Annotated in this window: 26 protein-coding genes and 1 pseudogene; 11 read left to right on the top strand and 16 right to left on the bottom strand. The window is 60.1% G+C overall.

Translation table 11 applies throughout. From position 1 onward, the window contains the following. The first annotated feature begins 5 nt into the window (after positions 1–5). The 4 genes from ACYZTK_RS25995 to ACYZTK_RS25980 all read left to right on the top strand — a co-directional run bounded on the left by ACYZTK_RS25995 (position 6) and on the right by ACYZTK_RS25980 (position 3,056). Complete coding sequence (locus ACYZTK_RS25995; protein WP_462012445.1) at positions 6–443, top strand: hypothetical protein; 438 nt, start codon at positions 6–8, stop codon at positions 441–443. Between the two features lie 100 nt (positions 444–543). Continuing rightward, complete coding sequence (locus ACYZTK_RS25990) at positions 544–1,209, top strand: response regulator (RefSeq protein WP_462012444.1); 666 nt, start codon at positions 544–546, stop codon at positions 1,207–1,209. Then, positions 1,185–2,558: an ATP-binding protein gene (locus tag ACYZTK_RS25985; RefSeq protein ID WP_462012443.1), complete on the top strand. Its 1,374-nt coding sequence runs from the start codon at positions 1,185–1,187 to the stop codon at positions 2,556–2,558. Before ACYZTK_RS25990 ends, ACYZTK_RS25985 begins: the two co-directional genes overlap by 25 nt. 57 nt (positions 2,559–2,615) lie before the next feature. Continuing rightward, entirely contained in the window at positions 2,616–3,056 is a 441-nt protein-coding gene (locus tag ACYZTK_RS25980) for an EamA family transporter (protein WP_462012442.1), read from the top strand. Positions 3,057–3,060: 4 nt separating this feature from the next. On the opposite strand, the gene ACYZTK_RS25975 is transcribed toward ACYZTK_RS25980, so the two are convergent. Continuing rightward, positions 3,061–4,245 (bottom strand): carboxylate-amine ligase, encoded by a 1,185-nt coding sequence (locus ACYZTK_RS25975; protein WP_462012441.1) that lies wholly within the window; start codon positions 4,243–4,245, stop codon positions 3,061–3,063. A 191-nt stretch (positions 4,246–4,436) separates the two neighbouring features. Between ACYZTK_RS25975 and ACYZTK_RS25970 the strand changes: the two genes are divergently transcribed. Together ACYZTK_RS25970 and ACYZTK_RS25965 are read left to right on the top strand one after the other, a co-directional pair. After that, the gene (locus ACYZTK_RS25970; protein WP_462012440.1) at positions 4,437–5,975 is read left to right on the top strand and encodes a cryptochrome/photolyase family protein; all 1,539 of its coding nucleotides are present in this window, start codon (positions 4,437–4,439) and stop codon (positions 5,973–5,975) included. Next, a complete protein-coding gene (locus ACYZTK_RS25965) occupies positions 5,972–6,112 on the top strand; it encodes a DUF2256 domain-containing protein (RefSeq protein WP_462012439.1) in 141 nt (46 codons plus the stop codon). Before ACYZTK_RS25970 ends, ACYZTK_RS25965 begins: the two co-directional genes overlap by 4 nt. A gap of 14 nt (positions 6,113–6,126) precedes the next feature. On the opposite strand, the gene ACYZTK_RS25960 is transcribed toward ACYZTK_RS25965, so the two are convergent. Beyond that, positions 6,127–7,260 carry a peptidase C39 family protein gene (locus ACYZTK_RS25960; protein WP_462012438.1) on the bottom strand — a complete coding sequence of 378 codons (1,134 nt, stop codon included), beginning with the start codon at positions 7,258–7,260 and terminating at the stop codon, positions 6,127–6,129. Between the two features lie 94 nt (positions 7,261–7,354). Here ACYZTK_RS25960 and ACYZTK_RS25955 point away from each other — a divergent pair, with 94 nt between their 5' ends. Beyond that, positions 7,355–8,935 (top strand): RimK family protein, encoded by a 1,581-nt coding sequence (locus ACYZTK_RS25955; RefSeq protein WP_462012437.1) that lies wholly within the window; start codon positions 7,355–7,357, stop codon positions 8,933–8,935. Positions 8,936–8,938: 3 nt separating this feature from the next. Continuing rightward, complete coding sequence (locus tag ACYZTK_RS25950; protein WP_462012436.1) at positions 8,939–9,850, top strand: magnesium transporter CorA family protein; 912 nt, start codon at positions 8,939–8,941, stop codon at positions 9,848–9,850. Positions 9,851–9,943: 93 nt separating this feature from the next. Here the strand turns inward: ACYZTK_RS25950 and ACYZTK_RS25945 are convergent, their stop codons facing one another. After that, complete coding sequence (locus tag ACYZTK_RS25945; protein ID WP_462014977.1) at positions 9,944–10,339, bottom strand: RidA family protein; 396 nt, start codon at positions 10,337–10,339, stop codon at positions 9,944–9,946. Positions 10,340–10,454: 115 nt separating this feature from the next. Between ACYZTK_RS25945 and ACYZTK_RS25940 the strand changes: the two genes are divergently transcribed. Beyond that, complete coding sequence (locus tag ACYZTK_RS25940; protein WP_462012435.1) at positions 10,455–11,393, top strand: LysR family transcriptional regulator; 939 nt, start codon at positions 10,455–10,457, stop codon at positions 11,391–11,393. Positions 11,394–11,395: 2 nt separating this feature from the next. On the opposite strand, the pseudogene ACYZTK_RS25935 reads toward ACYZTK_RS25940, so the two are convergent. Beyond that, a pseudogene (locus tag ACYZTK_RS25935) lies at positions 11,396–11,545 on the bottom strand (AbrB/MazE/SpoVT family DNA-binding domain-containing protein); the annotation flags it as partial. A gap of 554 nt (positions 11,546–12,099) precedes the next feature. Between ACYZTK_RS25935 and ACYZTK_RS25930 the strand changes: the two are divergent. After that, positions 12,100–12,399, top strand: a complete 300-nt coding sequence (locus ACYZTK_RS25930) for a hypothetical protein (RefSeq protein WP_462012434.1) — start codon at positions 12,100–12,102, stop codon at positions 12,397–12,399. Between the two features lie 61 nt (positions 12,400–12,460). Here the strand turns inward: ACYZTK_RS25930 and ACYZTK_RS25925 are convergent, their stop codons facing one another. The 12 genes from ACYZTK_RS25925 to ACYZTK_RS25870 form a co-directional block, all read right to left on the bottom strand. Beyond that, positions 12,461–13,834 carry an ATP-binding protein gene (locus tag ACYZTK_RS25925; RefSeq protein ID WP_462012433.1) on the bottom strand — a complete coding sequence of 458 codons (1,374 nt, stop codon included), beginning with the start codon at positions 13,832–13,834 and terminating at the stop codon, positions 12,461–12,463. Next, entirely contained in the window at positions 13,831–14,493 is a 663-nt protein-coding gene (locus tag ACYZTK_RS25920) for a response regulator (protein WP_462012432.1), read from the bottom strand. The genes ACYZTK_RS25925 and ACYZTK_RS25920 overlap by 4 nt, the downstream gene beginning before the upstream one ends. 84 nt (positions 14,494–14,577) lie before the next feature. Next, complete coding sequence (locus tag ACYZTK_RS25915) at positions 14,578–15,378, bottom strand: SDR family oxidoreductase (protein WP_462012431.1); 801 nt, start codon at positions 15,376–15,378, stop codon at positions 14,578–14,580. Beyond that, a complete protein-coding gene (locus tag ACYZTK_RS25910) occupies positions 15,365–16,039 on the bottom strand; it encodes a TenA family transcriptional regulator (RefSeq protein ID WP_462012430.1) in 675 nt (224 codons plus the stop codon). Before ACYZTK_RS25910 ends, ACYZTK_RS25915 begins: the two co-directional genes overlap by 14 nt. Beyond that, entirely contained in the window at positions 16,036–17,517 is a 1,482-nt protein-coding gene (locus tag ACYZTK_RS25905; protein WP_462012429.1) for an AMP-binding protein, read from the bottom strand. Before ACYZTK_RS25905 ends, ACYZTK_RS25910 begins: the two co-directional genes overlap by 4 nt. Then, the gene (locus ACYZTK_RS25900) at positions 17,507–18,184 is read right to left on the bottom strand and encodes a thermostable hemolysin (RefSeq protein ID WP_462012428.1); all 678 of its coding nucleotides are present in this window, start codon (positions 18,182–18,184) and stop codon (positions 17,507–17,509) included. Before ACYZTK_RS25900 ends, ACYZTK_RS25905 begins: the two co-directional genes overlap by 11 nt. Before the next feature lie 112 nt (positions 18,185–18,296). Continuing rightward, a complete protein-coding gene (locus ACYZTK_RS25895) occupies positions 18,297–18,653 on the bottom strand; it encodes a response regulator (RefSeq protein ID WP_462012427.1) in 357 nt (118 codons plus the stop codon). Between the two features lie 24 nt (positions 18,654–18,677). Continuing rightward, entirely contained in the window at positions 18,678–20,120 is a 1,443-nt protein-coding gene (locus ACYZTK_RS25890; RefSeq protein ID WP_462012426.1) for an ATPase domain-containing protein, read from the bottom strand. A gap of 73 nt (positions 20,121–20,193) precedes the next feature. Next, positions 20,194–22,308, bottom strand: a complete 2,115-nt coding sequence (locus tag ACYZTK_RS25885; protein WP_462012425.1) for an EAL domain-containing response regulator — start codon at positions 22,306–22,308, stop codon at positions 20,194–20,196. 9 nt (positions 22,309–22,317) lie between these two features. Further along, entirely contained in the window at positions 22,318–22,707 is a 390-nt protein-coding gene (locus tag ACYZTK_RS25880) for a response regulator (RefSeq protein WP_462012424.1), read from the bottom strand. Beyond that, entirely contained in the window at positions 22,689–24,422 is a 1,734-nt protein-coding gene (locus ACYZTK_RS25875) for a PAS domain-containing sensor histidine kinase (RefSeq protein ID WP_462012423.1), read from the bottom strand. Before ACYZTK_RS25875 ends, ACYZTK_RS25880 begins: the two co-directional genes overlap by 19 nt. Before the next feature lie 173 nt (positions 24,423–24,595). Next, a complete protein-coding gene (locus ACYZTK_RS25870; protein WP_462012422.1) occupies positions 24,596–24,892 on the bottom strand; it encodes a DUF1330 domain-containing protein in 297 nt (98 codons plus the stop codon). Positions 24,893–24,957: 65 nt separating this feature from the next. On the opposite strand from ACYZTK_RS25870, the gene ribBA reads away from it, so the two are divergent. Beyond that, the gene (ribBA, locus tag ACYZTK_RS25865; protein WP_462012421.1) at positions 24,958–26,067 is read left to right on the top strand and encodes a bifunctional 3,4-dihydroxy-2-butanone-4-phosphate synthase/GTP cyclohydrolase II; all 1,110 of its coding nucleotides are present in this window, start codon (positions 24,958–24,960) and stop codon (positions 26,065–26,067) included. Positions 26,068–26,130 lie beyond the last annotated feature (63 nt).

The raw sequence follows: 26,130 nt of genomic DNA, 5'->3' as shown, positions 1-26,130 counted from the left end.
CCGTCATGCGCCAGACTAAAACCATTATTCGTTACATAGCCATCGTCTCGTCCATCTTTTTGCTCGGCATGGCCGCCGGTTGCTCGAAGCCCGCAGACAAGCCCGATACGGGCGCCACGTCAGGTACGGTCAGTTCACAACCGCAATCGGGTTCAAAACTGGGAGACCTTTCCGAGTTTCGTAGTATTGCAGCCGACGTTTCCACCCTCGTCGATAAAAATGACCTGCCGGGTGCCAAAGCTCGGATCAAATCTCTGGAGACTGCCTGGGACTCTGCCGAAGCCGGGATCAAACCCCGTGCCGCAGGCGACTGGCATGTTGTGGACAAGGCGATCGACCACGCACTCGATGCCTTGCGCGCCAAAGATCCGCAACAGATCGACTGCAAGACCCGAATGAGGGAACTGCTGAGCGCATTCGATTCAATGAAGAGCCAGGCATGAGTTCGATGCAGCGCTGACATCTCGCCGGACAAACGCTTGAGCAAGTGCTTCAATACAAGCGCGACAACCAAGGCCGTCGCGCTTTTTTCGGGAGCGGGAAATGCGGATATTGCTGGTCGAAGACGACCCAATGATTGGAGAGGCAATCCAGGGCGCCCTGACCGATGCGAGTTATGCCACTGACTGGGTGAATAACGGTCTCACTGCGCTTGCAACACTGGACACCCAACACTATGACCTGGTGCTGCTGGACCTCGGACTGCCCGGCAAGGATGGGTTGGATGTACTCGACAGCATTCGCCGGCGCAACAACGCGGTGCCACTGCTGATCGTCACTGCACGGGATGGCCTGAATGATCGCCTGCGAGGCCTCGACGGCGGCGCTGATGACTACCTGCTCAAACCCTTCGCCATGGCGGAACTTCTGGCCCGTATACGCGCAGTGTTGCGCCGCAAAGGTGGCAATGCCCTGTCCCTGCTGGACAACGGCGTGGTGGCGCTGGACCTGATTTCCAAAGAAGCCACCATCGCAGGCAGTCCCGCGATCCAGCTGTCCAGTCGCGAGTTCGCCCTGCTCCAGGCACTGTTGATCCGTCCGGGCGCAATTCTCTCGCGCAGCGAACTCGAAGACCGCCTCTATGGCTGGGGCAATGAAGTTGAAAGCAATGCGGTGGAATTTCTGATTCACGCCTTGCGACGCAAGCTGGGCAGCCATGTCATCAAGAACGTCAGAGGTATGGGATGGATGGTTTCAAAAAACGGTTGAGGGATTCGGTTCAATTACGCCTGTCCGTGACGCTGTCTCTGGCCATCCTGATCGTTGCATTGATGGCCGGGATTTTTGCTTTCGTCTCAGCGATCAATGAAGCTCACGAAATGCAGGACGATACCTTGCGTCAGGTGGCGGTCCTGTTTGATCGGCAACAGATGACCTTGCACTATCCTCCGGCTCAGGAAGTCGAGGGCGACAACGAAGAATCCAGGGTCATCGTGCAGTACCTGGCTGACGGCAGCCAGGCCATCGGCCACGATGATAGTTTGATGCCGCTACCTTTCCCCACAACCCTCGCCGATGGCCTGTCAACGCAGAATGTCGCGGGCGAAGATTTCCGTGTCTTGGTCAGAACCACCGCCCGCGGTGAACGCATCGTGGTCGCTCAAGAAACCGATTCGCGCAATCAGGAGGCTCGCGAGAGTGCCTGGCGTAGTTCGCTGCCTTTTCTCATCCTGTTTCCAGTATTGCTGCTGGTGGTCGGCGATCTGGTGCGCAAGCTGTTCCGTCCCATAGCCACCCTCTCGGCTGAAATCGATCAACGCGATGACCAGGCCCTCTACCCTGTGGACGAGCACCATTTGCCAACCGAGATCCGCCCCTTCGTCGTTGCCATCAATCGCTTGCTCGCACGTGTTGCGCTGTCCATGGAAAACCAGCGTCGCTTCATTGCCGACGCTGCCCACGAACTGCGTTCGCCCATGGCCGCCCTGTCCCTGCAGGCCGAACGGCTGGCTGCCACGCAGATGCCGGAGCCTGCCCGTCAGCGCCTGCTACCGCTATCCCGGGGAATAGAGCGCAGCAGAAACCTGATCCATCAGCTCCTGACTCTTGCGGCCGCGCAATCGAGTACTGATCGGCCAAAGACTGCCGTTTCAGTCCACGAGGTCTACCGACGAGTACTGGAGGATTTACTGCCCCTGGCGGAACTTAAACACATCGATATCGGCGTAGAAGGCATCGAGGACGTACAGGTCATCATCAACGAAATGGACTTGTTGATTCTGGTTAAGAATCTGGTGGATAACGCGATCCGTTATACCCCCCCGGGGGGACGGATTGACCTTTCGGTCGAGCAGGTACAGGAGACTACAATCCTGCAGGTAAAAGATTCGGGCCCGGGTATCCCGGTAGATGAGCACACGCGGGTGTTCGATCCGTTTTACCGCAGCCTGGGGACCGATGAAGCAGGCTCCGGGTTGGGCCTGTCGATCGTCAAGGCGATAGCGGAGCGCATCGGAGTTAGCGTTCAGCTAGGTTTCTCGAACGAGGCGCAGCAGAGTGGTTTGTGTGTTTCGATATACCTGCAAAAAGCACATGCTGCGGACCCCGCGCAGGGCTGAGCTGCATGCCCACGGGGTGCGCGGCACCAGGATCCCTTAACCTTCAGGCTGAATTCAATGGGCACGTCGTTATTTTCATCGTGGGTATTCTGGGCACTGCTGTCCGCACTGTTTGCTGCAATGACGGCTATTTTTGGCAAAATTGGCATAGTCGGCATCAATTCTGACTTCGCCACCCTGATACGCACCGTGGTGGTTTTACTCAGCCTGGCGCTGATCGTGTACGCGACCGGACAGTACCAGGCCCTCGGCGCGATATCGGCCCGCAGCTATGTGTTCCTGGTCTTGTCTGGCTTGGCAACCGGGGCCTCGTGGGTATGTTACTACCGTGCTCTGCAGGTCGGACAAGCGTCCCTGGTAGCCCCGGTAGACAAGCTCAGCGTGGTACTTGTTGCCGTTTTGGGGGTTACCCTGCTGGGAGAAAGACTTGATGTTCGCCAATGGATGGGCATCAGCTTGATCACTATCGGCGTGGTGCTGCTGGCGTGGCGTCGATAGTCGCTCACCGTGCATTCAGTACGCACGCTCCCGGGGCGCTCAGGTCTTGACGAATACCCCGTGCGACTGAGCCTGCGGTTTCTCTCAACAACGAATCGACCACTTGCTTGAAAGCTTCATTTTCACTAAACCCGCCCTCCAACGCCTCTTGATAAACAAGGCGTTGACGCTGCGCACTGGTCCCTTGTCGAATGATACTTCGCACCTGGGCAAATATACCTTCAATGCCTGGCGCTTCAGCTGTTTCCCTCAAGATCTGCTCTGCCATGAACAACCATTGTTCGATTGTAAACGGCCGGTCGAAGCCCTCGACGATGAAGGCGGCGTGGACACCCGATCGTTTGGCTCTCCAGCGATTCTCCATGAGGATCCATCGGGACTTTTGCGAGTAACCAGCGCCTGGACGGCGTTGCTTTAGTGCGTGGGAGATCAACAGTCGGAACAGCGATGCAATGCACAACGCGTCGTTCAGCTGCGGACATGCGTCGGTCATTCGCAATTCCAACGTCGGATAATTGGCAGAGGGCCGCACGCCCCACCAGCAGTCGTTCGGCGTCTTCATCGATCCACTGGAAATATGAAAGGCGGTATAGGCGTCATACCCGGCTTGATCCTCGAAAAACTCCGGCACGCCCATCCGCGGCCATTCATCACAGGCGGTCTGGCGATAGCTGGCAAAACCACTGTCAGCCCCGTCCCAGAACGGTGATGAGCTGCTCAAGGCCAGTAGCAGAGGGACCCATGGCAGCACCTCGTTCATCACCCGAATCCGATCCTGGTGAGGCGGGATCTCCACGTGTACGTGCAGGCCGCAAAGCAGGCTGCGCCGCGCTACACGCTGGTAATCCTGGAACAGCTGCTGAAAGTGACTCTGATCTGTGGCGGGCTGCTTGCGCCAATCCGCCAAGGGGTGACTGCCCGCACACAACAGCCCTAGGCCAAAGGGCTGGAGGGCACGCTGCAAGGTACTGCGGGCACTGGCGAGATAGTCCGCTGCCTCTGGCATGCTGGTGAATATGGGCGACGCCACCTCGATCTGTGCCTGGAACATCTCGTAGGCGAAGTGTTCACCCAATTCAGCTTTGCACTTGTCCGTCACCGCGCTGGGCAGCGTTTCCGGCATCTGCCGGGTGACCAGATCAGTGAGGAAGTACTCTTCCTCGATTCCAAATCTCAGCTGCCTGCTCATTGCTCCTCCTTAAGATCCATCTGGTGCGCGTGTCGACGGCGTTTCCAGATGGAGCCTCAGGATGGATGAGTGGTTCATGGGCGCCGACGGGGGGTTAAGGTATTCAAAAAAGCTATGCAATACTTGTACAAGAAACTACATTGGTACAAGTTTTAGTGCATTTACTTATCTGCCTGCCTGGAATCCGTCTGATGAATGCAACACACCGCCTGTGCCTGGTCCTGGGCGACCAGTTGTCGTTCGACCTGGCCTGCCTGCAAGGCCTGGATCCCGAGCATGATGCGGTACTGCTCGTCGAGGTAACGGAGGAAGCCAGCCATGTCGCCCATCATCCGCAAAAGATCGCGCTGATCTTCAGTGCCATGCGTCACTTCGCGCAGGCGTTGCAACAGCGTGGCATCCGCGTGCATTACGTCGCCCTGGATGATCCGCAGAACACCGGTTCGGTGCCAGGCGAACTACAGCGCTGGCAGTCGCTGTTGCAGGCAGATGAACTGCATCTGACCGAATGCGGTGACTGGCGTCTGGAGCAGTCGCTGAAAGATTGCGGTTTAACGATCCAGTGGCATGAAGACGGCCGTTTCCTGTGTTCCAGGACCGAATTTTCAAGCTGGGCCGAGGGCAAAAAGCAGCTGCGCATGGAGTTTTTCTATCGGGAAATGCGCCGCAAGAGCAGGTTGTTGCTCAATGGCGACGGGACCCCGGTGGGTGGCGCCTGGAACTTCGACGCTGACAACCGCAAGGCATTGCCCAAGGGCGTACGGCCCCCTCTGCCCATGCGTTTTATCGCAGACGAAATCACTCAGGATGTGCTTGCCCTGGTGGCCAAACACTTCGCCAGTCACTATGGCTCGCTCGACACTTTTGACTACCCGGTCACCCACGCCGATGCCCAGGCGTTATGGGAATACTTCCTTGATTGGGGACTGGCAGCCTTCGGCGATTATCAGGATGCCATGGCCAGTGATGAGCCCTTCCTGTTTCATGCGCGCATCAGCGCGGCGCTGAATATCGGCCTGCTGGATCTGCGGCAGGTGTGCAGCGATGTGGAGGCTGCGTATTGGGCGCAGCGGATTCCACTCAATGCGGCCGAAGGTTTTATCCGCCAGCTGATCGGCTGGCGCGAATATGTACGCGGCGTCTACTGGTTGAAGATGCCTGACTATGCCGAGGGCAATTTATTCGGCAACAGCCGCCCGCTGCCAGAATTTTACTGGACCGGTGAAACGCAGATGAACTGCATGCGCCAGGCGATCGGCCAAAGCCTGAAGCACGCCTACGCCCACCATATTCAGCGGCTGATGGTGACCGGCAATTTCGCACTGCTGGCCGGCATCCTGCCGAGTCAGATTTGCGAGTGGTACCTGGCGATCTACATGGATGCGTTCGATTGGGTCGAGCTACCCAATACACTCGGCATGGTCATGCACGCCGATGGCGGCTATCTGGGCTCCAAGCCTTATTGCGCCAGCGGCCAGTACATCAAGCGCATGTCTGACTACTGCAAAAACTGCGCTTACAAAGTCAGTGAAAGCACCACAGACGACGCCTGCCCTTTCAACGCCCTGTACTGGCATTTCCTGATGCGCCACGGCGAGCTTCTGCGCGGCAACCACCGCATGGGCATGATCTACAAAAACCTCGACCGCATGCCCGAGGCCAAGCAGCAGGCACTGTGGCAACGTGGGCAGGTATTGCTGGCAAAACTGGATGCCGGTGAGTCGCTGTGAAAAAGAGCGAACTCCCGGTTAAAACCTGCGCCGTTTGCGGACTGCCTTTCACCTGGCGCAAGAAGTGGGCACGCTGCTGGCCGCAAGTGCGCTATTGCTCGGAGCGATGTCGCAAGCAAAGACGCACTGGACACTGATCAACTGAAAAGGGCTACACAGAACTGTCTTTGTTTCTCATCAGTGAACGCCCCTGGCGTGCCCGCAGCAGGACGGCAGCTCGTACTCGGCGAGAGCCAAAAGTGCTCATGCGCAGAAATTCCCCGTGACTCACCGGCAGGTGCTGGCAATCGATGCTCTGATGCTGTCGGCTGTGATCGACATCAGGATCGTGCAAATACACGAACTCGTCATCGCAACCTGTTATCAGTACCCAATGAGGGGCTTTCAAACGGGTGAATCGGTAGCTGCTGATCAGTACCACCGGTTTGAATCCAGCCCCCAGTGCTGCGCGAATGTCAAAATTGGAAGCCAGTTCCTGTATCACGCCCGCCTGCGCCAACTCCTCGGCGAAATGCTCTTCCACGAGTTTCATGATGGCTTTTTTTTCCGGACTGCGTACTCCCTCCAGGAACAGCGAACCGAATTGGCTGACCACAAGACGCACATCAAAGCCCCGGCGCCAGGCAGCTAAAGCCAAGCCTTGAGGGCTGCAACCGCCGTGCCCGGCGGTCATGAAAACGGTGGTCGCCTCACGCCAAAGTTGAATTTCCTCCGTGCGGCTCATGGGTCGATTTGTGTCGACGGCTGCCATGGCCATCAGCAAACAAGCAGCGCCGCAGGTGAACTCGGTAGTCTGTCGGTAATAGGGTACGTGGCGGGTCGGCGGCGGAGCATGATGGAGAATGCGCTTCTCGTAGCGCAACGCATCGGCATGGTCTTCGTAGTAGTTCTCCACGACTGCAAAGCGATGGTATCCATTCGTCTCGTACAGGCTAATGGCAGCGGGATTATCGGCTCTGACTTCCAGACGCAACCAGGCGCAGTTGCGAGAAAGGGCACGCGATTGTGCCTCCTCCAGCAGCCTCTGACCCAGACCATAGCCTCGCCACGCCTGACTGACGGCGATGGAATAGAGGCGCGCGAGCGATGTGCCTCGATGGAAGAGCAACAGGGCATATCCGGCTAATTTCCCTTGGTACTCGGCAACGATCAAACAACCATTGGCACGGCTGACCATCCAGTGAAAATTACGCTGGCTCAACCGGTCAAGGGTAAAACACTCCTGTTCCAACTCGACCAAATGGTCGATATCGTCCATCGATGCAATGCGAAAGTTAAAAAGCATGGTGACACCGTAATGTTTGAGTAATGAACCGGGACAGACTCAGATGTCCGTGATTTATTGAAGCGGCGTGTACTTCAATAGGGATCGATTACTCATGTCAGCGGTGCAAACCAACGTGAACGAAGTATTGGATAAATCGGAACGTTCCACAATATCTCTAGTCGAGGAACCTCCCAGCACAGGGCGTTCAGGCAGCAAGTTGCTGATCCTCGTCGAACGCAAGGAAGACTGGGCCAGCTATCTGCCCAGCGAGAGTTTGATGCTCGCCCAGGACTACCTTGAACACAGCGACGAACTCTCCGGCCGCACTCAGGTAATCAACCTTTGCCGCAACTACAAGTACCTCGGCCAAGGCTACTACTGCTCTCTGCTTGCTGAAGCGCGGGGGCACAAGGTGTTCCCGTCGGTGCGCATCATCAGCGAACTGGCGCGCAAGTCGCTTTACGGGGTGGGCCTGGATGACCTCGAACGCACCCTGGAACGGGCGCTGGCCAACCATCCTTATGGCAATACCGAAGCGTTCACCCTGTCATTGTACTTCGGCAAAGCCACCATCGAGTCGCTGCAGGAGATTGGGCGTCAGCTATTTGAGGCATTCCCCTGCCCGATCTTGCTGGTGGAATTTCGCCGGGGCGAGACGTGGCAAATCGCCGGAATCAAGCCAGGCGCACTGCACAAACTTCGTGATGAACAACAACATGTGTTCGCCAACGCGCTGGATGCCTTCAACCGGCGCACCTGGCGTCAACCGGCGTCCAAGCGCATTGCTCGATATGACCTGGCCATACTGCATGACCCCGCCGAAGCGCTGCCACCTTCCAACTCACTGGCGCTAAAGCGCTTCGTTGAAACGGGCAAACAGCTTGGCATCGATGTCGAGCTAATCGAGAAAAAAGACTACGCGCGCCTGGCAGAATTCGACGCGCTGTTTATTCGCGAGACTACCCGCGTAGACGACCATACCTACCGTTTTGCCAAGAGAGCCGAGAGCGAGGGGCTGGTAGTTATCGATGATCCATCCTCCATTCTGCGTTGCACCAACAAGGTGTACCTGACTGACCTGCTCAAGCGACGCGGCCTGGGCATGCCAGCGACGGAAATCCTTTACAAGGATCGTCCCCTGGAACTGGAGCAGGCAGGCCGGCGCCTGGGATTTCCTCTCGTACTGAAAATTCCCGACGGTTGCTTCTCGCGGGGCGTAATCAAAGTCGCTGATGCGAAGGCGCTGTCGGCAGCGGCTGAGGAACTGTTCGAGCATTCAGTGCTGCTGCTCGCCCAGGAATACTGCTACACCGATTATGACTGGCGCGTGGGCGTGCTCAACGGCGAAGCCCTCTATGCCTGTCAGTACTTCATGTCCAAGGGGCATTGGCAGATCTACAACCACAAGGCCGTGCCCGGAGAAATCAACGGCATGTGCCGGGCCGTCCCGGTCGAGCAAGCGCCGCCAGAGGTCGTGCAGCTTGCTGTAGAGACAGCACGGCTGATCGGCAACGGCCTGTACGGTGTCGATCTCAAACAAGCCGGTAATCGGGTGTTGGTCATTGAAGTCAACGACAATCCCAATCTGGACGCGGGAACCGAGGACGCTGTGCTGGGCGATGAGTTGTATCGACGTGTGCTTCAAGCTTTCATCCAGAGGCTTGAACTCAAACATTGCGGCCAGGCGTGGTAGCAGATGATCGAAAGCTACAGCATTCAGGAAGGCAACCTGTGCCAGGCACCGGGTAATCAAGCCAGCGTCTGGTTATGCGTTGCACCGGACGACAGCGAGCAGTTGCTGCTTCGGGAACAGTTAGGGATCGGTACCCAGGCGCTGGAGTCATCCCTGGACCCGGACGAAGTCGCGCGAATCGAGATCAAGCCAGACCATTTGTTCCTGATCTGGAAGCGACCGGAAAGCTTCGATGGCCGAGCGTTCAATGTGTCGTCGTTCGGCGTGGTGTTGAGCGAGCAGCGGCTGGTAGTGATCTGCGCCAGCAACTCACTTCTGGCAGGGCTGAAGAGCGGCTCAGCGCTGACCGGTCCGCTGGATGTACTGATGGCGCTACTGGCAGAAAGCGTGCACCACTATCTGGGCCACCTGCGTGTTGTCAAACAGGTGGCCCGGGAAGTACAGCAGCAGTTCAGTCGCACCATGGACAACCAGCAACTGGTGCAAATGTACAGCCTGAGCGAAAGCCTCGTGTATTACGTAAACGCCATTCAGAGTAACGGTGCGGTGCTTGCCCTGCTGCGCAGCCATGGCCAGCGCCACGGTTTTGGCCCGGGCCAGCTGGACTCGCTCAACGATCTGATCATCGAGAATGAGCAGAGCTATCAACAGGCGAAGATCCACGCCAAGGTGTTTGCCAATCTCATCGAAGCACGCGGCAATCTGGCGAACAACGGCATGAACCTGGCGCTGCGCAACCTGACCCTGATCAATGTGGTGTTCCTGCCGCTCAACCTGATTGCAAGCATTGGCGGCATGTCGGAGTTCAGCATGATGACCGCTGCCATTCCCTGGTGGGTGACGTTCCCCTCATTGCTTGTCGGCATGGCCTTGCTCGGAGCCGGCATGGCTGCAGCATTGCGGCGAATGGCCTGAGCTATTTTTTCATGGCTGCGCCACCCATCGGCTTTTCCATTGCGACCAGTGTGTCACCTCCCAGTTGCGGCTGTTCGCTTCGGGTGAGCAGCCTCATGCGTCAGGCAGTTTAGCGACCACTTTGATTTCAAAATCGAAACCGTACAGCCAGGTGACCCCTACCGCCGTTATCGTCGGAAACGGCGCCTCGCCCCAGTATTCCGGCACGACCTCCCACACCTGTTCGAAAATCTTCTGCGGCTCGACCATGAACACCGTGACGTCCTGGACATCATCAAAGCTGCAACCGGCGGCGGCCAGCACTGCGTTGAGATTTTCGAAAGCGCGGCGCACCTGGGCCTTGAGCTCTGGTTCCGGCGATCCGTCTTCGCGGCTGCCCACCTGGCCGGAAACAAAGAGCAGGCCGTTGGCGCGTACCGCCCCTGAGTAGCGGTTGCGCTGGTAAAGATCCTGGCGGCCGGCGGGGAATATAACGTCTCGATTGTTCATCAGGAAACTCCAGTAGTTGGAAAACGACAGGGACACCTTACGGCGCTTGCCTGGACCCGATAAACAGGCAATGCTGGCCCTCACTGTTTGTAATTCCCAAACAATAAGGAGCCCCATGGATCGTTTCGATGCCATGCAAGCCTTCGCGCGGGTGGTGGAAACCGGCAGCTTCACCCGGGCCGCCCAGACCTTGCACATGAGCAAGACCACAGTCAGCCAACTGGTCCAGCAACTGGAGGCGCGCTTGCGGGTGAAGCTGCTCAATCGCACCACGCGCAAGGTCAACGTGACCGCTGATGGCATCGTTTACTACGAGCGGGTGCAATTGTTGTTGGCGGCGCTGGATGATGCTGAAACCTCACTCTCCAGCGCCGCCGCCGCGCCGCGGGGGCGCCTGCGGGTCGATGTGCCCAGTCCGCTGGCCCGGTTGTTGTTGATTCCGGCGCTACCTACATTCCATGAGCGCTACCCGGATATTCAGCTGGACCTGGGGGTGAGCGACCGCCACGTGAGCCTGATAGATGAGAGCGTGGATTGTGTGATTCGCGGCGGCGAGATCACCGACACCTCGCTGGTCGCGCGGCACATCGCCGACCTGCCGCTGGGGGTGTACGCAGCGCCCTCGTACCTGTCCCTGCATGGCGTGCCGGCACATCCACGCGAGTTGCAGGCAGGTGCGCATCGTATCGTCGGGTATCGATGGGCGCGCACCGGCAAAGCCCTGCCCTACACCATGCGGCGCAAGGGCGAGCAGCTGGAAGTGCACGGCCGGCATGTGCTGGCCGTGGACGATGGCAATGCGTATCTGGCAGCCGGCCAGGCTGGGCTGGGGGTGTTGTGGTTGCCGCGGTATATGGCGTTGCAACCTGTGGCGAGCGGCGAGCTGGTGCCGCTGTTCGAGGACTGGGAGATCGCGTCGATGCCGCTGTATATGGCCTATGCGCCGAACCGGCATGTGAGCAGGAAGTTACGGGTGTTCATGGATTGGGTGCTGGAGTTGATGGTCAGGCATGTGCCGCAGGTTACGTTGCCGGTGCGGCGTGATACACCGTAAATTCAGACTTCACGTCCTGCTGGCTGCATGTCGTTCCACTGGGTGAGTTCCGCAGGCTCACGCGCCTTCAAATCACACTTGGCGATGAGGTCAGCCAGCCGATAGTGGAGCTTTGCCTTTGCTGGTTTGAGCGTCATTACTCCCGCGGACGCGTAACCGGCGCGCCCGAAGGCGCCCTGCGCACAGCTACCATCAAATACAGGCGATGCCTGACTGATAAAGCTTGTGCACTTCACTGGAAGAACCGCGAGCTGCTAAACCCGATCACTGATGAGCAGTGACACGAGCCAAGTTACCGAGCGGGGCCAAGGCGCACAAGCCGGCGGATTCTGGCGTAGCTGTAGGCAACGGCGCAAGATCCTGTAGCTTTCAGGAAGTAAAACTGACGGCGATTAAACATGCGCAGTTTGGGGTGAGTCAGTGGGTGGAGTGATCGCCTGATCGGGCGCCTTCGCCAGCAAGCCGGCCCCACAGGGTGGAATGCGGCCCTGGATCACTGCCAGCCACAAATTCCGAGTCCACCACCGACAAACTGTGGGAGCGGGCTTGCTCGCGAAGGGGCCCTTTCAGGCAACATTGATATTGGATGTCACACCGCCTTCGCGAGCAAGCCCGCTCCCAAACTGGCAGGAGCAAGCTCGCGCGATGTAAACCGGCTACGCTTAATTTGTCGCCCTCCACCAGCCTATGTCACAGGGGATACGGTATGACCGGAAAAACCGCACACCCCTGCTCGTCCTGGGTCATTCCCTCTTTGCTAGCCATCAACCTGGCAATGACCGGTGGATGTTCCAGCCGAACAACCACAGCGCGTTATGCCACCGCGAATGTCGGCTCCAGCTGCTATGCCAAAGCCCTGCCCACCGCCGGCGAAGGCGGTCTTGCCTGGGGTTCTACCCTGAGCATTGCCCGGCAGAAATCCCTGAATAATTGCATTCGATATGCCGGCCGATCCGGTGGTACGCCCACCACCTGCAAGGTGGTGTTGTCGGAGTGCCGCAACTGATTGACTGACACGGCATTCCGAAGTGCCGCGACTGATCGACTGGCAGGGCATTCCGAGTTGGTCAGCCTCCAACCCGACCAATCTCCAACGTCGCCCGCAAGCCACCCGACGGGCGATTTTCCAGCCTTACCTGCCCGCCCAGCCGACCGGCAATGGCCTGCACAATGGTCAGGCCCAAACCCGCACCCTGGTTGTTGCCACGGCTGTAGAACCGCTCGAACAATCGGTCCCGTTCTGTCTCATCGATGCCCGGCCCTTCGTCCTCGACGCTCAATTCATAGCGCTGAGCATTTTTCGCCAGCCGCACACGGATCAGCCCATCGGGCGGAGAAAAGTTCGCCGCGTTGGTCACCAGATTGTTCACGGCAATGTGGATGAACCCGGCGTCCACTTTAACCGCGCCGATATTCTCGCCAGCATCGAAGGTCAGCTCCAGGCCCTTGTTGAGGATCCACGGCGTCAGTTGCACCAGGCAGTCGCGCACGGTGCTCACCAGGTCGACGTCGGAAGCCTCACGCACATCGCCCTGTGGTTCAAGGCGCGCCATGGTCAGAAGCTGATTGACCAACCGGGTGGTGCGGTCGACGCCGATGATCAGGTACTCCAGGGATTCGCGCCGATCGTCTTCGTTGGCGGCTTCCATCAGGTTCTGCGCGTGAACCCGCAGCACCGCCAGTGGCGTGCGCATTTCATGGGCGGCATCGGCGATAAAGCGCCGCTCGCGCCCCATCACCTCGCGAATCTGCGCCAGGACGCGGTTGAGGGCTGCCTGCATGGGCTCCAGTTCGCTGGGCAATGGCGTCAACTGCAACGGCTCCAGGGAACCGGAGTGCCTGGCGCGCAGCGTTTGCGCCATATTGATCAAGGGCTTCAGGCCCCAGCCGATGGCCAACCAGATGACCAGGGCGAGCACCAGGCTGCCGATCAGGTTGGGCACCACCGTGTGGCGCACGATCCGGCCCACCAGGTCTGCGCGCACATCATCACGTTCACCGACCCAGATCTTCAGGCCGTATTGCGGGTCATCCAGCACGAAGCCGCGCCATTTCCGCTCGCGCAGGTCGAACACATCGCTGAAGCCCGGCTGCACCTCGGCGGATGAGAACGCTGGGGCACTGCCGGTGTGGACCAGCAGCGTGCCTTGCGCGTTCCAGACCTTGAAGGCGATTTTGCTTTCGTAGGGATGGCCGTCGACTTTTGGCACGGCCAGGCCCAATGCCTGATTGAACGCCTGGTACAACTCGGCGTGTTCCGCGCTGGCCATCGGCATGCGCATGATGCCCTGCAGCAGTCGCGCATGCTGCGCCAGCTGAGCGTCGTAGACCTCATCGATTTCATGATTGCTGTCGTGCAGGTTGAACCCGGTCATCACCAGCAGGCCGAGGAACAGGCATCCCAGGATCAAGGTCAACGTGCGCCGGCGGATCGAGGTCATGGCCGCTCCGCCACCAGGTAACCGACACCCCGGATGGTGCGGATCATCTGGCTGGAAAACTTTTTGCGCAAGTGATGAATGTGCACTTCCAGGGTGTTGCTTTCCGCTTCCTCGTTCCAGCCGTACAGCAACTGCATCAGGTGATCGCGGGTCATCACCCGCCCCGGCGGGGACAGCAGTTCATGCAGCAGCTGATATTCCTTGGGCGTCAGGGCGATGGGTTGGCCCTGATAGCTGACCTGCTGGGTGCCGGGATTAAGGCTGATGCCCGCATGCTCGATCAAGGCCTGGGCGCGACCGGCGCTGCGCCTGAGCAATGCGCGCAGGCGAGCCTTGAGTTCGGCCAGGTCGAACGGTTTGACCAGGTAGTCGTCGGCGCCCGCATCCAGCCCGGCGATCCGGTCCTCGGTGGCGTCGCGGGCAGTGAGGATCAGCACCGGCACGTTGGCGCCGCTGTCGCGCAGCCGTCGCAGTACTTCGAGACCGTCCATACCCGGCAGACCGAGGTCGAGCACCGCCAGATCAAAGGCTTCGCTGAGCAAGGAATGCAGGGCGCTGTTGCCGTCGCGCACCCAGTCGACGGTGTAACCCTCGCGGCCGAGCGCCTGGTGGATGCCCTCCCCCAGCGCCACGTCATCTTCAATCAGTAATAAACGCACAGAGACTCCTGTCGGCGATAGCAGTGATCACCTCGCAAGTACAGACTATCGACGGCGTGCCGGCAGGCTGACGCCAGGTTTTTTTCAAGGCTTGCGGTCAGTTTTGTGGCTCAGGCGCCGGATCAGCGGCAGATGCTTGCGCAAGCCACGGTCCACCAGATTGGGCAGCAGGCTGTTGAGCCGCACAAAAAACCGCTCTGGCCAGCCGAGGTACAGGTCCCGCCGATCCCCGGCAATCGCCTGGATCACGCCCGCCGCCACCCGCTGCGGGTCATCGACGCTGGCTTTGAGCGCCACGTTCAGCGCCTGGGCGGCCGAACTATTCATGGGGGTGCGGGTGGCCCGTGGTGCCACGTAGAGCACGCCTACCCGGGTGTCCGCCAGTTCCCGGCGCAGGGCCTCGGAGAATCCGCGCAGGGCAAACTTGCTGGCGCAGTAACTGGCGTAGCCGGGATACCCGATGGAACCGTAGGTGGAGCCGACATTGACCACCATTGCACTCGGAGCCTGCTTGAGCAGCGGCAGCAAGGTTCGGGTCAGGCAGATCGGCGCACTGACGTTGACGGCCAGCAGCGCGTTGATGTCGGCGTCGGTAAGTTGTTCCAGCATGGCGAAGTGATTGACCCCGGCCGCATTGATCAACAGGTTGATCTCGCCGAGGGTCTCAGCGCCGGCCAGCACCCTGGCGCGGTCCGCCGCCAGCGTCAGGTCGGCGGCGAGCCACGATACTTGCTGCGGATACTGCTCGATGAGGGCCTCCAACGGCTGCCGGTGCCGGGCCACCGCCAGCACCCGGGCCCCGCTGGCGCACAGGGCGCGGGCGATGGCCAGGCCGATGCCGCCGCTGGCGCCGGTGAGTACGACTCGCGCTTCAGACAAACGCATGCCGATTCTCCCCGCCCAGGGGCAAACCACGGAACATGTCGGCGTAGAGCTTGTAGACGACCCTGGACGCGTGAATCACCGCGCCCTGGTCTTCAGGTTGATCCAGCCGGTCCATCAGTCGACGATAGGTCTGCATGTGTTCGATATCCAGGGAGCCGTGGGAACTGAGATAGCTGAACGCGGTTTCCGGCAGGCCCAGGCGATCACGAATGCTACCGGCCGCATGAGTGGCGAGCGCGATGCTGGTGCCTTCCAGCACATTGACCATGCCGAACAGACCCACCGGATTGTCCCGGGCAATCAGGTCGTAGAGATAACTGACCATCAGTTCGACCGGCAGCGCCGGACGCCCGTCGCGCACCTCGGCCATGTCACCGCCGCATGCCTGGATGTCATTGAGCACCCATTGCTCGTGGCCGTATTCCTCCTCGATGTACTCGCATACCGCCGCGCGCAACCACTCCAGGCGCCGGGGCAAACGGGCACCGCAGGCCATCATCAGCGGCACGGTATGGCGCACGTGGTAGTAGGCCTGGGCCAGAAAAGCCCGGTAGCTCTCCAGGCTGACCTGACCTTGCAGGGCGTCGTGGATGATCGGCAGGTTGAACAACTCGTGCCGCTCCTGCCGGGTCGCCTCTTGCAAGGCGTCGAAAAAACTCATGATGCGGCCTCCTCAGAAAATAGTGTTTGGCTGAGTTGCGCGCGGTATTGCTCGATGATGGCGTCGCGACGCAATCGGCCATTGGCCGTGAGTAATCCATTGAGCGGTGTGAAAGGCTGATCGAGGCGGGTCCAGTGGTGCACCCGGGCGTAATCGGGTAAACCGGCATTGGCCTGCAATACCGCAGCCGCCAGCGCTTCGTCAGAGCAGTCGGCACGCTGCGGCCAGAGCAGTGCGTGGTTGCTCGGCATGGCCTCGCCAAAGACAAAAGCCTGGGCAATTTCACCGCGCTGGGTCAGTTCGGCCTCCACCCATTCCGGGTTGACGTTACGCCCGAAACTGGTGACGAACTGGTGCTTCTTGCGCCCTTTGAGGTAGAGAAAGCCCTCGGCGTCGAACTCTCCGATGTCGCCGCTGGGCCACCATTCATCAAGGTGCGGCGCCTCCCCCAGATAACCCAGCAGGTTCGTACCCTTGATCAGCACTTCGCCGTCTTCGGCCAGGCGAATCTGCACGTGCGCCAGTGGCCGCCCGACACTGCCGGGGCGCCGCGCCTGCGGTCGATTCAGGCACACCACCGACGCACACTCCGAGAGCCCATAACCCTCGAACACCGGCAAGCCGACTCGACGCGCGCGCTGCAGCAGGCTTGGCGAAACCCGCGCACCACCCACGGCGGCAAAGCGCAACGGCTGAGGGTCGAAAGCCCCCTGCTCGGCCGCACTGACCAGCATCAGCAGCAATTGCGGGACCAGGATCAGACTCTCGGGCGCGCGGCTACTCAGGCTGCGCAGCAGACGCGGTACTTCGACGCCACTGGCTCCGGCAATGCCCAGGGTTTTCTGGCCCGGCACGCTTAAGGTGGCGCCGGCATACAACGCGGCATAGCAACCGAGATTTTCCAGGAGAATCGCCAGGGGCAGCAGGGCCAGGTGGTGCTGTGGATTGGCGTGCTTGCTGGCCTCATCCAGCTCCCGGGCGACGGTCAGGATGCTGTGTGCATCCAGGCACACGCCCTTGGGAGTGCCCGTGGTGCCGGAAGTGAAAGTCAGCTTGGCGGTGCCTGCGGGCAGCCGACTCGGCGCGTTGAACGAACGACGCCAGAAGTCACCGGCCTTGGTGTAGCCGTTCCCGAGCAACTCGCTGTCCAGCCCGGGCTCGGCAATCACCAGCTGCGCCTGACTCTGCTCCAGGCAATGTTGACGCTGGGCCGGGCTGAAGAACGGTGGAAGCGTCAGGCATGCCAGTCCTTCGAACAATACCGCCAGGTCCCACAGCATGGCTTCCACGCCATTGTCCAGGGCCAGGGCCACCAGCTCGACCTGCTGATCACGCAAACGCTGCTGGCGGTACTGCACTTCGGCATACAAGGTGGTGTAGTCCAGTTTCAGATGATCGCCCCATAACGCGATGCTGCTGGGCTCCCGTTCGGCATGCAGGCGCAGCGTCTGTTGGAACCGCGCAAGCTCAGGCGACATGACTGAGTCCCTCCAGCGTGGTGGGAAAGCCCAGGCGAGTGAAGGTGCCGCTGTTGCGCAAATGCACAAAGCCGGCGCGGATGTTGCCGACATGCACCCACGGCTTGCTCGCGTAGTAGCTGCCCCAGTCATGCCGGTCTTCACCGAGTCGGGCAGGGTCGGCAACACACAGCGTCACAGGCTTGAGGCCCAGTCGATGAAAGCTGTTCACCAGGCCCAGGTTCCCGGTAAAGGCCACCCACTCCAGGCCACCCATGGCCAGCAGGTAAGTGATCGCGACAATGCTCAGGCGCGCACTGCCGGCGTCGCTGGCCGCCAGGTTGCCCACCTCCACGATCGCGCTGCGCTCGACCCATTGATCAGCAGCGGCACAGACCAGCGGCTCGATCGGCTGGTCCAGATAGCGCTCCAGAAACAACGACTCCAGCGCTGCCAGGCGCACTCCAGCCACGGCACACAGACCGCCGCGGCTATCGCGCAGGCCAAACAGCTGCGGCATGAACTGGCGGATATCAGCACCATGGGCCTGGCGAAACCGCTGCTGGATAAAGGCTTCGAAAATCCCGCGCTGGGCATCTTCGGGCAAGGCTCTTGCCAGGTTCATCCGCGAGGTTTCGGCTTCACCGAACGTCAGAGGGAGGGGGAAATTCCAGTCTAAATCGGGCATGGGTGCACACCTCCCGGGTGGGTATGGGAGGAGTATCGAAAGGAATTCTTAAGGCAATCTGAAGGTAGGACAATTAGCTATCGAGCGCGCCTGCAGTCCGTTGCAGGTCGGCTCATCGCAACAGCTCGCGGACCTTCGCGATGACCAGGTTGATGTCGAAGGGTTTGTCCAGCACCGCATCGAACAGGTCCGAGCGCTGCATGCCGATATGCGCTTGGGCACCGCTGATCAGGATGATCGGCAAGTGGCTGACCGCAGCGTCCGCACGCACGGCCGTGGCGAATTCCTGACCGTCCATCACTGGCATCATGAAGTCGGTGATGATCAGTGCGGGCCGCTCGCGCTCCAGCACTTCAAGACCTTTGCGGCCGTTACTGGCTTTTACGACCATGTACCCCTCATCCTCCAGGGCATAACCGAGGATATCGGCGATCAGATACTCGTCATCAACGACGAGAATGGTGGTCATGTCAATTCAACCCGACTTGCAGACTTAGGATATTGAACCAGGCAGTGCTGAATCATTAGGGACTGCCGTTGCATTTGGTGAGACCTTTTTCAGTTCAACGCCGTGTTCATGGATGACCACCTCAAGCAGCGAAGGATCATAAAAGCTGTCTCGTACTTTAAGAATCGCAAGCAGCCGCTTGAGTTCCGAATGATTCTGCGAGAAGCGCATCAACATCAGGTTGTCGACAATGCTCGACAGGTCAGGGGTCGGTGAGCTGATCTCCGAGCCAAACAGATCGCGCATTTCCCACGAGGCAAACACGGTGACGCCACGGGCGCGCAGTTCGCTCATCAGGGCACTGTAGAAATCGGTGATCCGCGCCGGGGTAGTCGACACCCGCGCCATGCCGCTCAGGCTGTCGATGAACAGGCGCTTGATGCCCTTGTCCTCGACCAGCTGCAAAAGTTTGGCGCCGAGCCCATCGAGCAGGCCCTCGGTAGTGGGTTGCCAGGCAATGCTCAGCGCGCCGCTTGCTTCCATGGCGTGGATATCGATCCCCAGCGACCGGCCCTTGAGACGCAACCGCTGCGGGCTTTCGTAAAAGCCGAAAAGCAACCCTGGCGCTTCTGGCGTCGACTCGGCGAGGAATCGCAAGCCCAGGGTGGTTTTGCCGACCCCGGACGGGCCCATCACCAGGGTCACGGAGGAACTGTGCAGGCCACCACCGATCAGGCCATCGAGGGCGCCGATGCCGCTGGCGATGCGCGTCAGGTCCGCACTGTCGGGCAGCGATGGATGGCTGTAGAGGCTTTCCAGGCGTGGATAGACCACCAGGCCATGGTCGTTGATTTCGCATTCGTGCAGCCCGGTCAGCGCCCCGCTGCCGCGGGTTTTGCGCATCTGGATGCGCCGTACCGAACGGGTGCCGAACAGCTCTTCGCCCATCTCGATGACGCCATCGACCATGGTGTGCTCGGGGCTGCCGTCATCCAGCCGCGAGCTGGTGAGGAACAGCACGGTGCAACCGGCGAAGGCGGCATGCCCTTGCAGCTCGGAAATGAATTTCTTGGTATCGATCGGCGAGTCGGCTTTGGAGCGCGCGTTGAGCAAACCGTCGACCACCAGCACCGTGGCCTTCTGCCGGCTGATCTCGCGGCGAAGCAGTTTTACCACTTCGTCGAGGCCTTCGTTCTCCAGAGTGTCGAACGCACTGACAAACTGGATCTCGGCGCCAACGCGGGCCGGTTCGAAAAAGCTCAGGGTCGAGAGAAACTGAAACAGCCGATCGTGGGATTCAGCCAGCAGCGTGGCAACCAGCACCCGGCCACCCTGGCGCGCGTGATGAAACCCGAGTTGATTGGCGAGGATCGTTTTGCCGGAGCCCGGACGTCCCTGGATGATGTACGAGGCGCCTGCGACGAACCCGCCCTTGAGCAGAGCATCAAGCCCCTCGATTCCGCTTTGAAGGCGTTTTAGCTTTTCCACAATGCAACCCTGGTCTGGACAACAGGCTGTTTAGCCGAAGGTAGATAATGCTAACGCCATTTGGGCGCTGGGGCTATTCGAAAGCCTGCCGCTCGCGCAAGAAAACCTCCAGCTCGCTGACCGGCAGTGGTCGACTGAACAGATAGCCCTGGACCTGATCGCAACCGTTCTCGGTAAGGAACGCCAGCTGCTCGGGGGTCTCTACGCCTTCGGCAATTACCTGCAGGTTGAGACTGTGAGCCAGTTCAATGATGGTCCTGGCGATAGCCGCATCCTGGGGATTGCTGGTGACTTCGCGGATAAAGGCAATGTCGATCTTGAGCTTGTCGATCGGAAACCGCCGCAGGTACGCCAGGCTTGAGTAGCCTGTGCCGAAATCGTCGATCGATACCTTGACCCCGAGCTGTTGCAGGGTCTGCAGGCTGGCGATGGTGTGGGTGGTATTTTCCATCAGCGAGCTTTCGGTCAGTTCGATTTCCAGCCAGTGCGGATCGATCTGATTATCCAGCAGTGCCTGGCGGATGCTGGCGATCAGATCGCCCTCGATGATCTGCTGGCCAGAGACGTTGACCGCCACCTGATACGGGCCCTCTCCGGCACGTTGCCACTCGGCCAGCTGTTGACACACGCGAGTGATCACCCAGTCACCCACTTCAGTAATCAGTCCCATGCTTTCCAGGATCGGCACAAACACCGTGGGCGACACATGCGCCTGCCCCGGGCGCGGCCAGCGCAACAGTGCTTCGAGGCCGCACACCCGACCGTCATTCAGGCAGATCTTGGGCTGGTAGAACAGCTCGAACGAGTGGTGCTGCACAGCTTCGCGCAAAGCACTTTCCATCTCCTGACGCGCCGAGGCTTCGACGTTCATCTGCGCGGTGTAGAAACGGTAAGTGTCGCGGCCAATTTTCTTGGCGCGGTGCATGGCGGTGTTGGCGTGCCTGATCAGGCCGTGGGCGTCATCGCCGTCGCCGGGGTACAGGGCGATGCCGATACTGGCGGTCATTGAAGTCTCGTGGTCACCGAGTGTAAACGGTACCCGCAGCGCTTCGCGGATGCGCTCGACGGTGTGCAGCGGATCGGCCTGGCCTTGGCGAATCATCAGGATCAGCGCGAACTCGTCACCGTGCATCCGGCCCAGGGTGTCGCTGACATTCAGGCAGCTGGTGAGGCGTTGACCCAGCTCCGCCAGCATCTGGTCACCCAGCAGGTGGCCCCAGGTTTCGTTGACGTTGTTGAAGTCGTCGAGGTCGACCGTGACCACCGCCAGCTGCCAATCGCTCAGCGCTGCCTGGGTCAGGCCCATCTCCAGGGTGGTGAAGAACAGGTTGCGATTGGGCAGCCCGGTCAGCGAGTCGTAGTGGGCCATTTTCAGCATGCGCTGATCGGCTTCCTTGCGCTGGGTGATGTCGCGCGCGATGCCGACAATGATCCAGTCGGCACCGGTCTTGTAGGCTTGGCGGTGAATTTCCACGGGAATCTGACTACCGTCCTTGCAGTGGATAATGGTTTCCGTCGGCTCGATCGGCCCCTTGCCGGCGATGATCTGGTCATACAGCAGCTCCAGCTCTTCGAGGGTGCTGTCACTGAGGTCGGCGGGCGTCTTGCACAGCAGTTCTTCAGGGGTGAATCCCAGCACCCGGCAGGCGCTGCGATTGAACTCGATCAGCCGCATGCTGGTGCGGTTGACCAGGAAAATCGCATCGCCCGAAGCATCCATCGCCGAGCGGAAACGCTCCAGGTCGATGATGCGCTGCTGCAGTTGTTCTTCGAGCATCAGGTTGTGGCTTTTCAGGTAATCGCCAAACGCCTTGAGCCGCAGCAGGTTGCGCACCCGCAGCCACAATTCGGCACTTTCCACCGGCTTGCTAAGGTAGTCCTCGGCGCCCGCTTCCAGGCCGGAAATCCGCGCGCTGTGTTCACCCAGGGCCGAGAGCATGATGATCGGGATGTTCGAGGTGGCCTTGTCGCTCTTGAGCTGGCGGGCGACTTCATAACCGTCCATGCCCGGCATCATGATATCGAGCAGGATCAGGTCGGGCGGTTGTTGCGCTACCAGCTCCAGCGCCTCCTCGCCCGAACTGGCGGTGAGTGTCTGGTAACCCTGGTTCTGCAGGAGGATCTGCAGCAGTTTGCGCACATGGGTTTCATCGTCGACGATCAACAGGGTAGCGGCCGTATTGGACATGTAGAGAGCTCAGGTAGAGGGCTGTTGAGGCAGAGTGTCTTGCAGCAACGTGTCGATGACCTGGAAGAGCTCCTTGTAACGTAGGGGTTTGGTGATGTAGGCATTGCAACCTGCCAGACGGGTCTTTTCCTCGTCTTCCTTCATGGCCATGGCAGTGAGAGCGATCACCGGGATGGCCGCTGTCGCCTCATCGTTCTTGAGCAGCGAGGTGGCCTTGAGGCCATCCATGCCCGGCAACTGGATGTCCATCAGAATTAGCGCAGGTTGCAGCTCACGCGCCAGCTTCAGACCGGTCTCTGCATCCGCGGCACAAATGACGCTGTGGCCGGCGCTGGTGAGCAGCAGGCGGGCCAGACGCATGTTGGCGGCGTTGTCTTCGACTATAAGGATTTCGGCCACGGCGCCTCCACAAATGCGGTATGACGGATAGGTAGCCACGCCACGAAACGAGCTCCCGCCCCTTCCCGGCTGGCGACCGCGACACTGCCACCCTGCAACTCGACCAATTGCTTGACCAGCGCCAGGCCGAGGCCAGTGCCCTCGAATTTACGCGCCAGGCTGCTGTCGATCTGGCTGAAGGCCTTGAACAATTTATCCATGTCACCCTGGGCAATGCCGATCCCGGAGTCGCTGACACTCAATTGCAGAAACTGCTCATGCTCGCTGGCCGGCACTTCAAAGCCGTGCACTGGCCAGTCCCCTGCAATGGTGCCGACCTGTTCGCGCGCCACTCGCTGCACGGCCAGCGTCACCACGCCGCCGGGGGCGCTGAACTTCACCGCATTAGCCAGCAGGTTGTAGACGATCTGCTTGGTCTTGCGCAGGTCCAGGTCGAAGGTTCCCAAGTCGTCGCCAGCGTCGAGTTCCAGCTGGATGCGTTGCAGCGCCGCCTTCTCGCGCACGATCAGCAAGCTGTTGCTCAGCAGGCCCTGGAGCTCGACGGGTTCGAGCTCCAGTTCCATCATCCCGGCTTCGACCTTGGACAGGTCGAGGATGTCATTGATCAGCGACAGCAAGTGCTGGCCACTGGTGAAGATGTCGGTGATGTATTCGCGCTGGGTCTCGGTCACGTCGCCGACCATGCCGTCCTTGAGCGCTTCGGAAAAACCGATCACGGCATTCAATGGAGTGCGCAACTCATGGGACATGGTGGCGAGGAATTCGGACTTCATCAGGCTGGCATGTTCCAGCTCGAGGTTTTTTTCTTCGAGGGTGCGCTCGAAGCGCTTGCGCTCGGTGACATCGCGGGCGGCGGCGAACACCCCCTGCAGCTTGCGGTCGCGGTCGTGGAAGGTCGCGGCGTTATAGGACACCACGGTTTCAGTGCCGTCGTAGGCGCGCACCGTGAGCTCGTAGTCGCTGACCTTGTTTTCGCTGAGCACGCGCTTGATCGCCGCATCCGCGCCCGCCGGATCGGTGAAAAAGTTGCGGCACGGCGCGCCGATCAACTCGTCGCGGGTACGGCCGGTCAGCGCCATCATCTGTTTGTTGACGTCGGATATGATCCCCTGGGGATTGGTCATCATCAGCGCGTCGATGTTCGATTCGATCAGCGAGCGGGTGTAGAACTGCTGATCGCGCAGGCGCTGGTCGAGCAGTGCCTGGGTCGTTTCTTCCTGCTTGCGTGCGGTGTTGTCGGTGCCGATCAGCAGGTAGCCGATGATGGTTTCGGCGCTGTCACGCAACGAGGTGACGGAGACCATTGCCGAAAGGCGGCTGCCGTCCTTGCGAATGTAGGTCAGCTCGTAGATGTCTTCGATGCCCCGGGATGCCTTGAACACCAGCGCTTCGAAGCCCGGGGTGATCACCGTCTTGAGTTCCAGGCTGAGGGCCGCCGCGCGGGTGATCAGTTCGGCAGGGTCGGAAATGTCCGCCGGGGTGATCTTGTCGACCACGTCCTCGGACTGGTAACCGAGCATGCGTTCGGCACCGACGTTGAAGATCTGGATCACACCTTTTTCGTCGGTGGCGATGCTGGAGAAATAGGCGCTGTTGAAGATCGCGTCCTGCAGGGCGCCGGTCTTGAGCAAGGTTTTCTGCCGGCGAAACTCGACAATCTTCTCGGCGCGCGACTGGGGTTCGGGGGGCGGACAGTCTACTGGCGGGGTGTCCATTGATTCGTTTCCCGTTGGCTCGCAAACCTGACCGTGATGACGGTGCCGTAAAGCATGCTTACGGGAAATCGCCCGAATGAGCGACTAGAGGTTTTTACACGATAGCAGAGCGAGACCGGGAGGGTGCGCCTGGAAGCTTTCGGCAGGCTTTCAGGCGTGAATTGAACAGCGTTTCAGACCGGCGCCACACCCTCGACGATGATCACTTGTGCCTGCGCCACTCCTTCCCGATGCCCCCGCGCCTGCTGATATTCCTCGGACCGATAACAGGCCACGGCCTGCTCATAGGACTCGAATTCGATCACCACGCTGCGCTGCGGCGTCGGCCGACCTTCCATTGCCTCACTGCGCCCGCCCCGAGCCAGGATCCGCCCGCCGTACAACGCAAATGCCGCCGGGGCCCGCTGGGTGTATTGGCCGTATTGCACCGGGTCGTTGATGTCTACATGAGCAATCCAGTACGCCTTCATAGTGACCTCCAAACAAGTTATGTATTATGGTATACCACATTCCATCCAACACTGAGAATTCCCCCATGGCCTTCAACAGTATCGAAGAAATCCTCGAAGACTACCGCCTCGGCAAAATGGTGCTGCTGGTCGACGACGAAGATCGCGAAAACGAAGGTGACCTGCTGCTGGCCGCCGATTGCTGCACGCCCGAGGCTATCAGCTTTATGGCCCGGGAAGCCCGCGGCCTGATCTGCCTGACCCTGACTGACGAGCACTGCCAGCGCCTGGGCCTGGAGCAGATGGTGCCGAGCAACGGCAGCGTGTTCAGTACGGCGTTCACCGTGTCCATCGAGGCGGCGGTCGGCGTTACCACCGGTATTTCCGCCGCAGACCGGGCGCGCACGGTAGCGGCTGCGGTAGCAAAAAATGCCGGGGCTGCGGATTTGGTGCAACCGGGCCACATCTTCCCGCTGCGCGCCAAGGAAGGTGGCGTGCTGACCCGTGCCGGGCATACCGAGGCCGGTTGCGACCTGGCGCGCCTGGCGGGTTTCACCCCCGCCTCGGTGATCGTCGAAGTGATGAACGATGACGGCACCATGGCACGGCGTCCGGACCTGGAAGTGTTCGCGCGCAAGCACGGGATCAGGACCGGCACCATCGCCGACCTGATCCACTACCGCCTGAGCACCGAACACACGGTGGTGCGCATCGGTGAACGGGAACTGCCGACGGTGCATGGCACCTTTCGCCTGATCACTTTTGAAGACCGCATTGAAGGTGGCGTGCACATGGCGATGGTAATGGGCAAGTTGCAGCGCGATCAGCCGACCCTGGTGCGTGTGCACGTGATCGACCCGCTGCGTGACCTGGTGGGTGCCGAATACAGCGGCCCGTCCAACTGGACGTTGTGGGCAGCGTTGCAGCGAGTGGCTGAGGAAGGCTGCGGCGTGGTGGTGGTGCTGGCCAATCACGAGTCGTCCCAGGCGCTGCTCGAACGGGTACCGCAACTGACCCAGCCACCGCGCCAGTTCCACCGCTCGCAGTCGCGGATCTATTCTGAAGTAGGCACCGGTGCGCAGATTCTGCAGGACCTGGGCGTGGGCAAGTTGCGCCACCTTGGGCCGCCGCTGAAGTATGCCGGGTTGACCGGGTATGACCTGGAGATGGTGGAGAGCATTCCTTTTATTGGGTGACTTGCCCTCCACTACAGGGGTCCCCGCCCGGACCCCGAGCAGATAGCCGGTAAGGCAAAGTGC

It is taken from the genome of Pseudomonas sp. LB3P31, from assembly GCF_054897945.1.
This window is presented reverse-complemented; position numbering and strand designations above follow the sequence as displayed.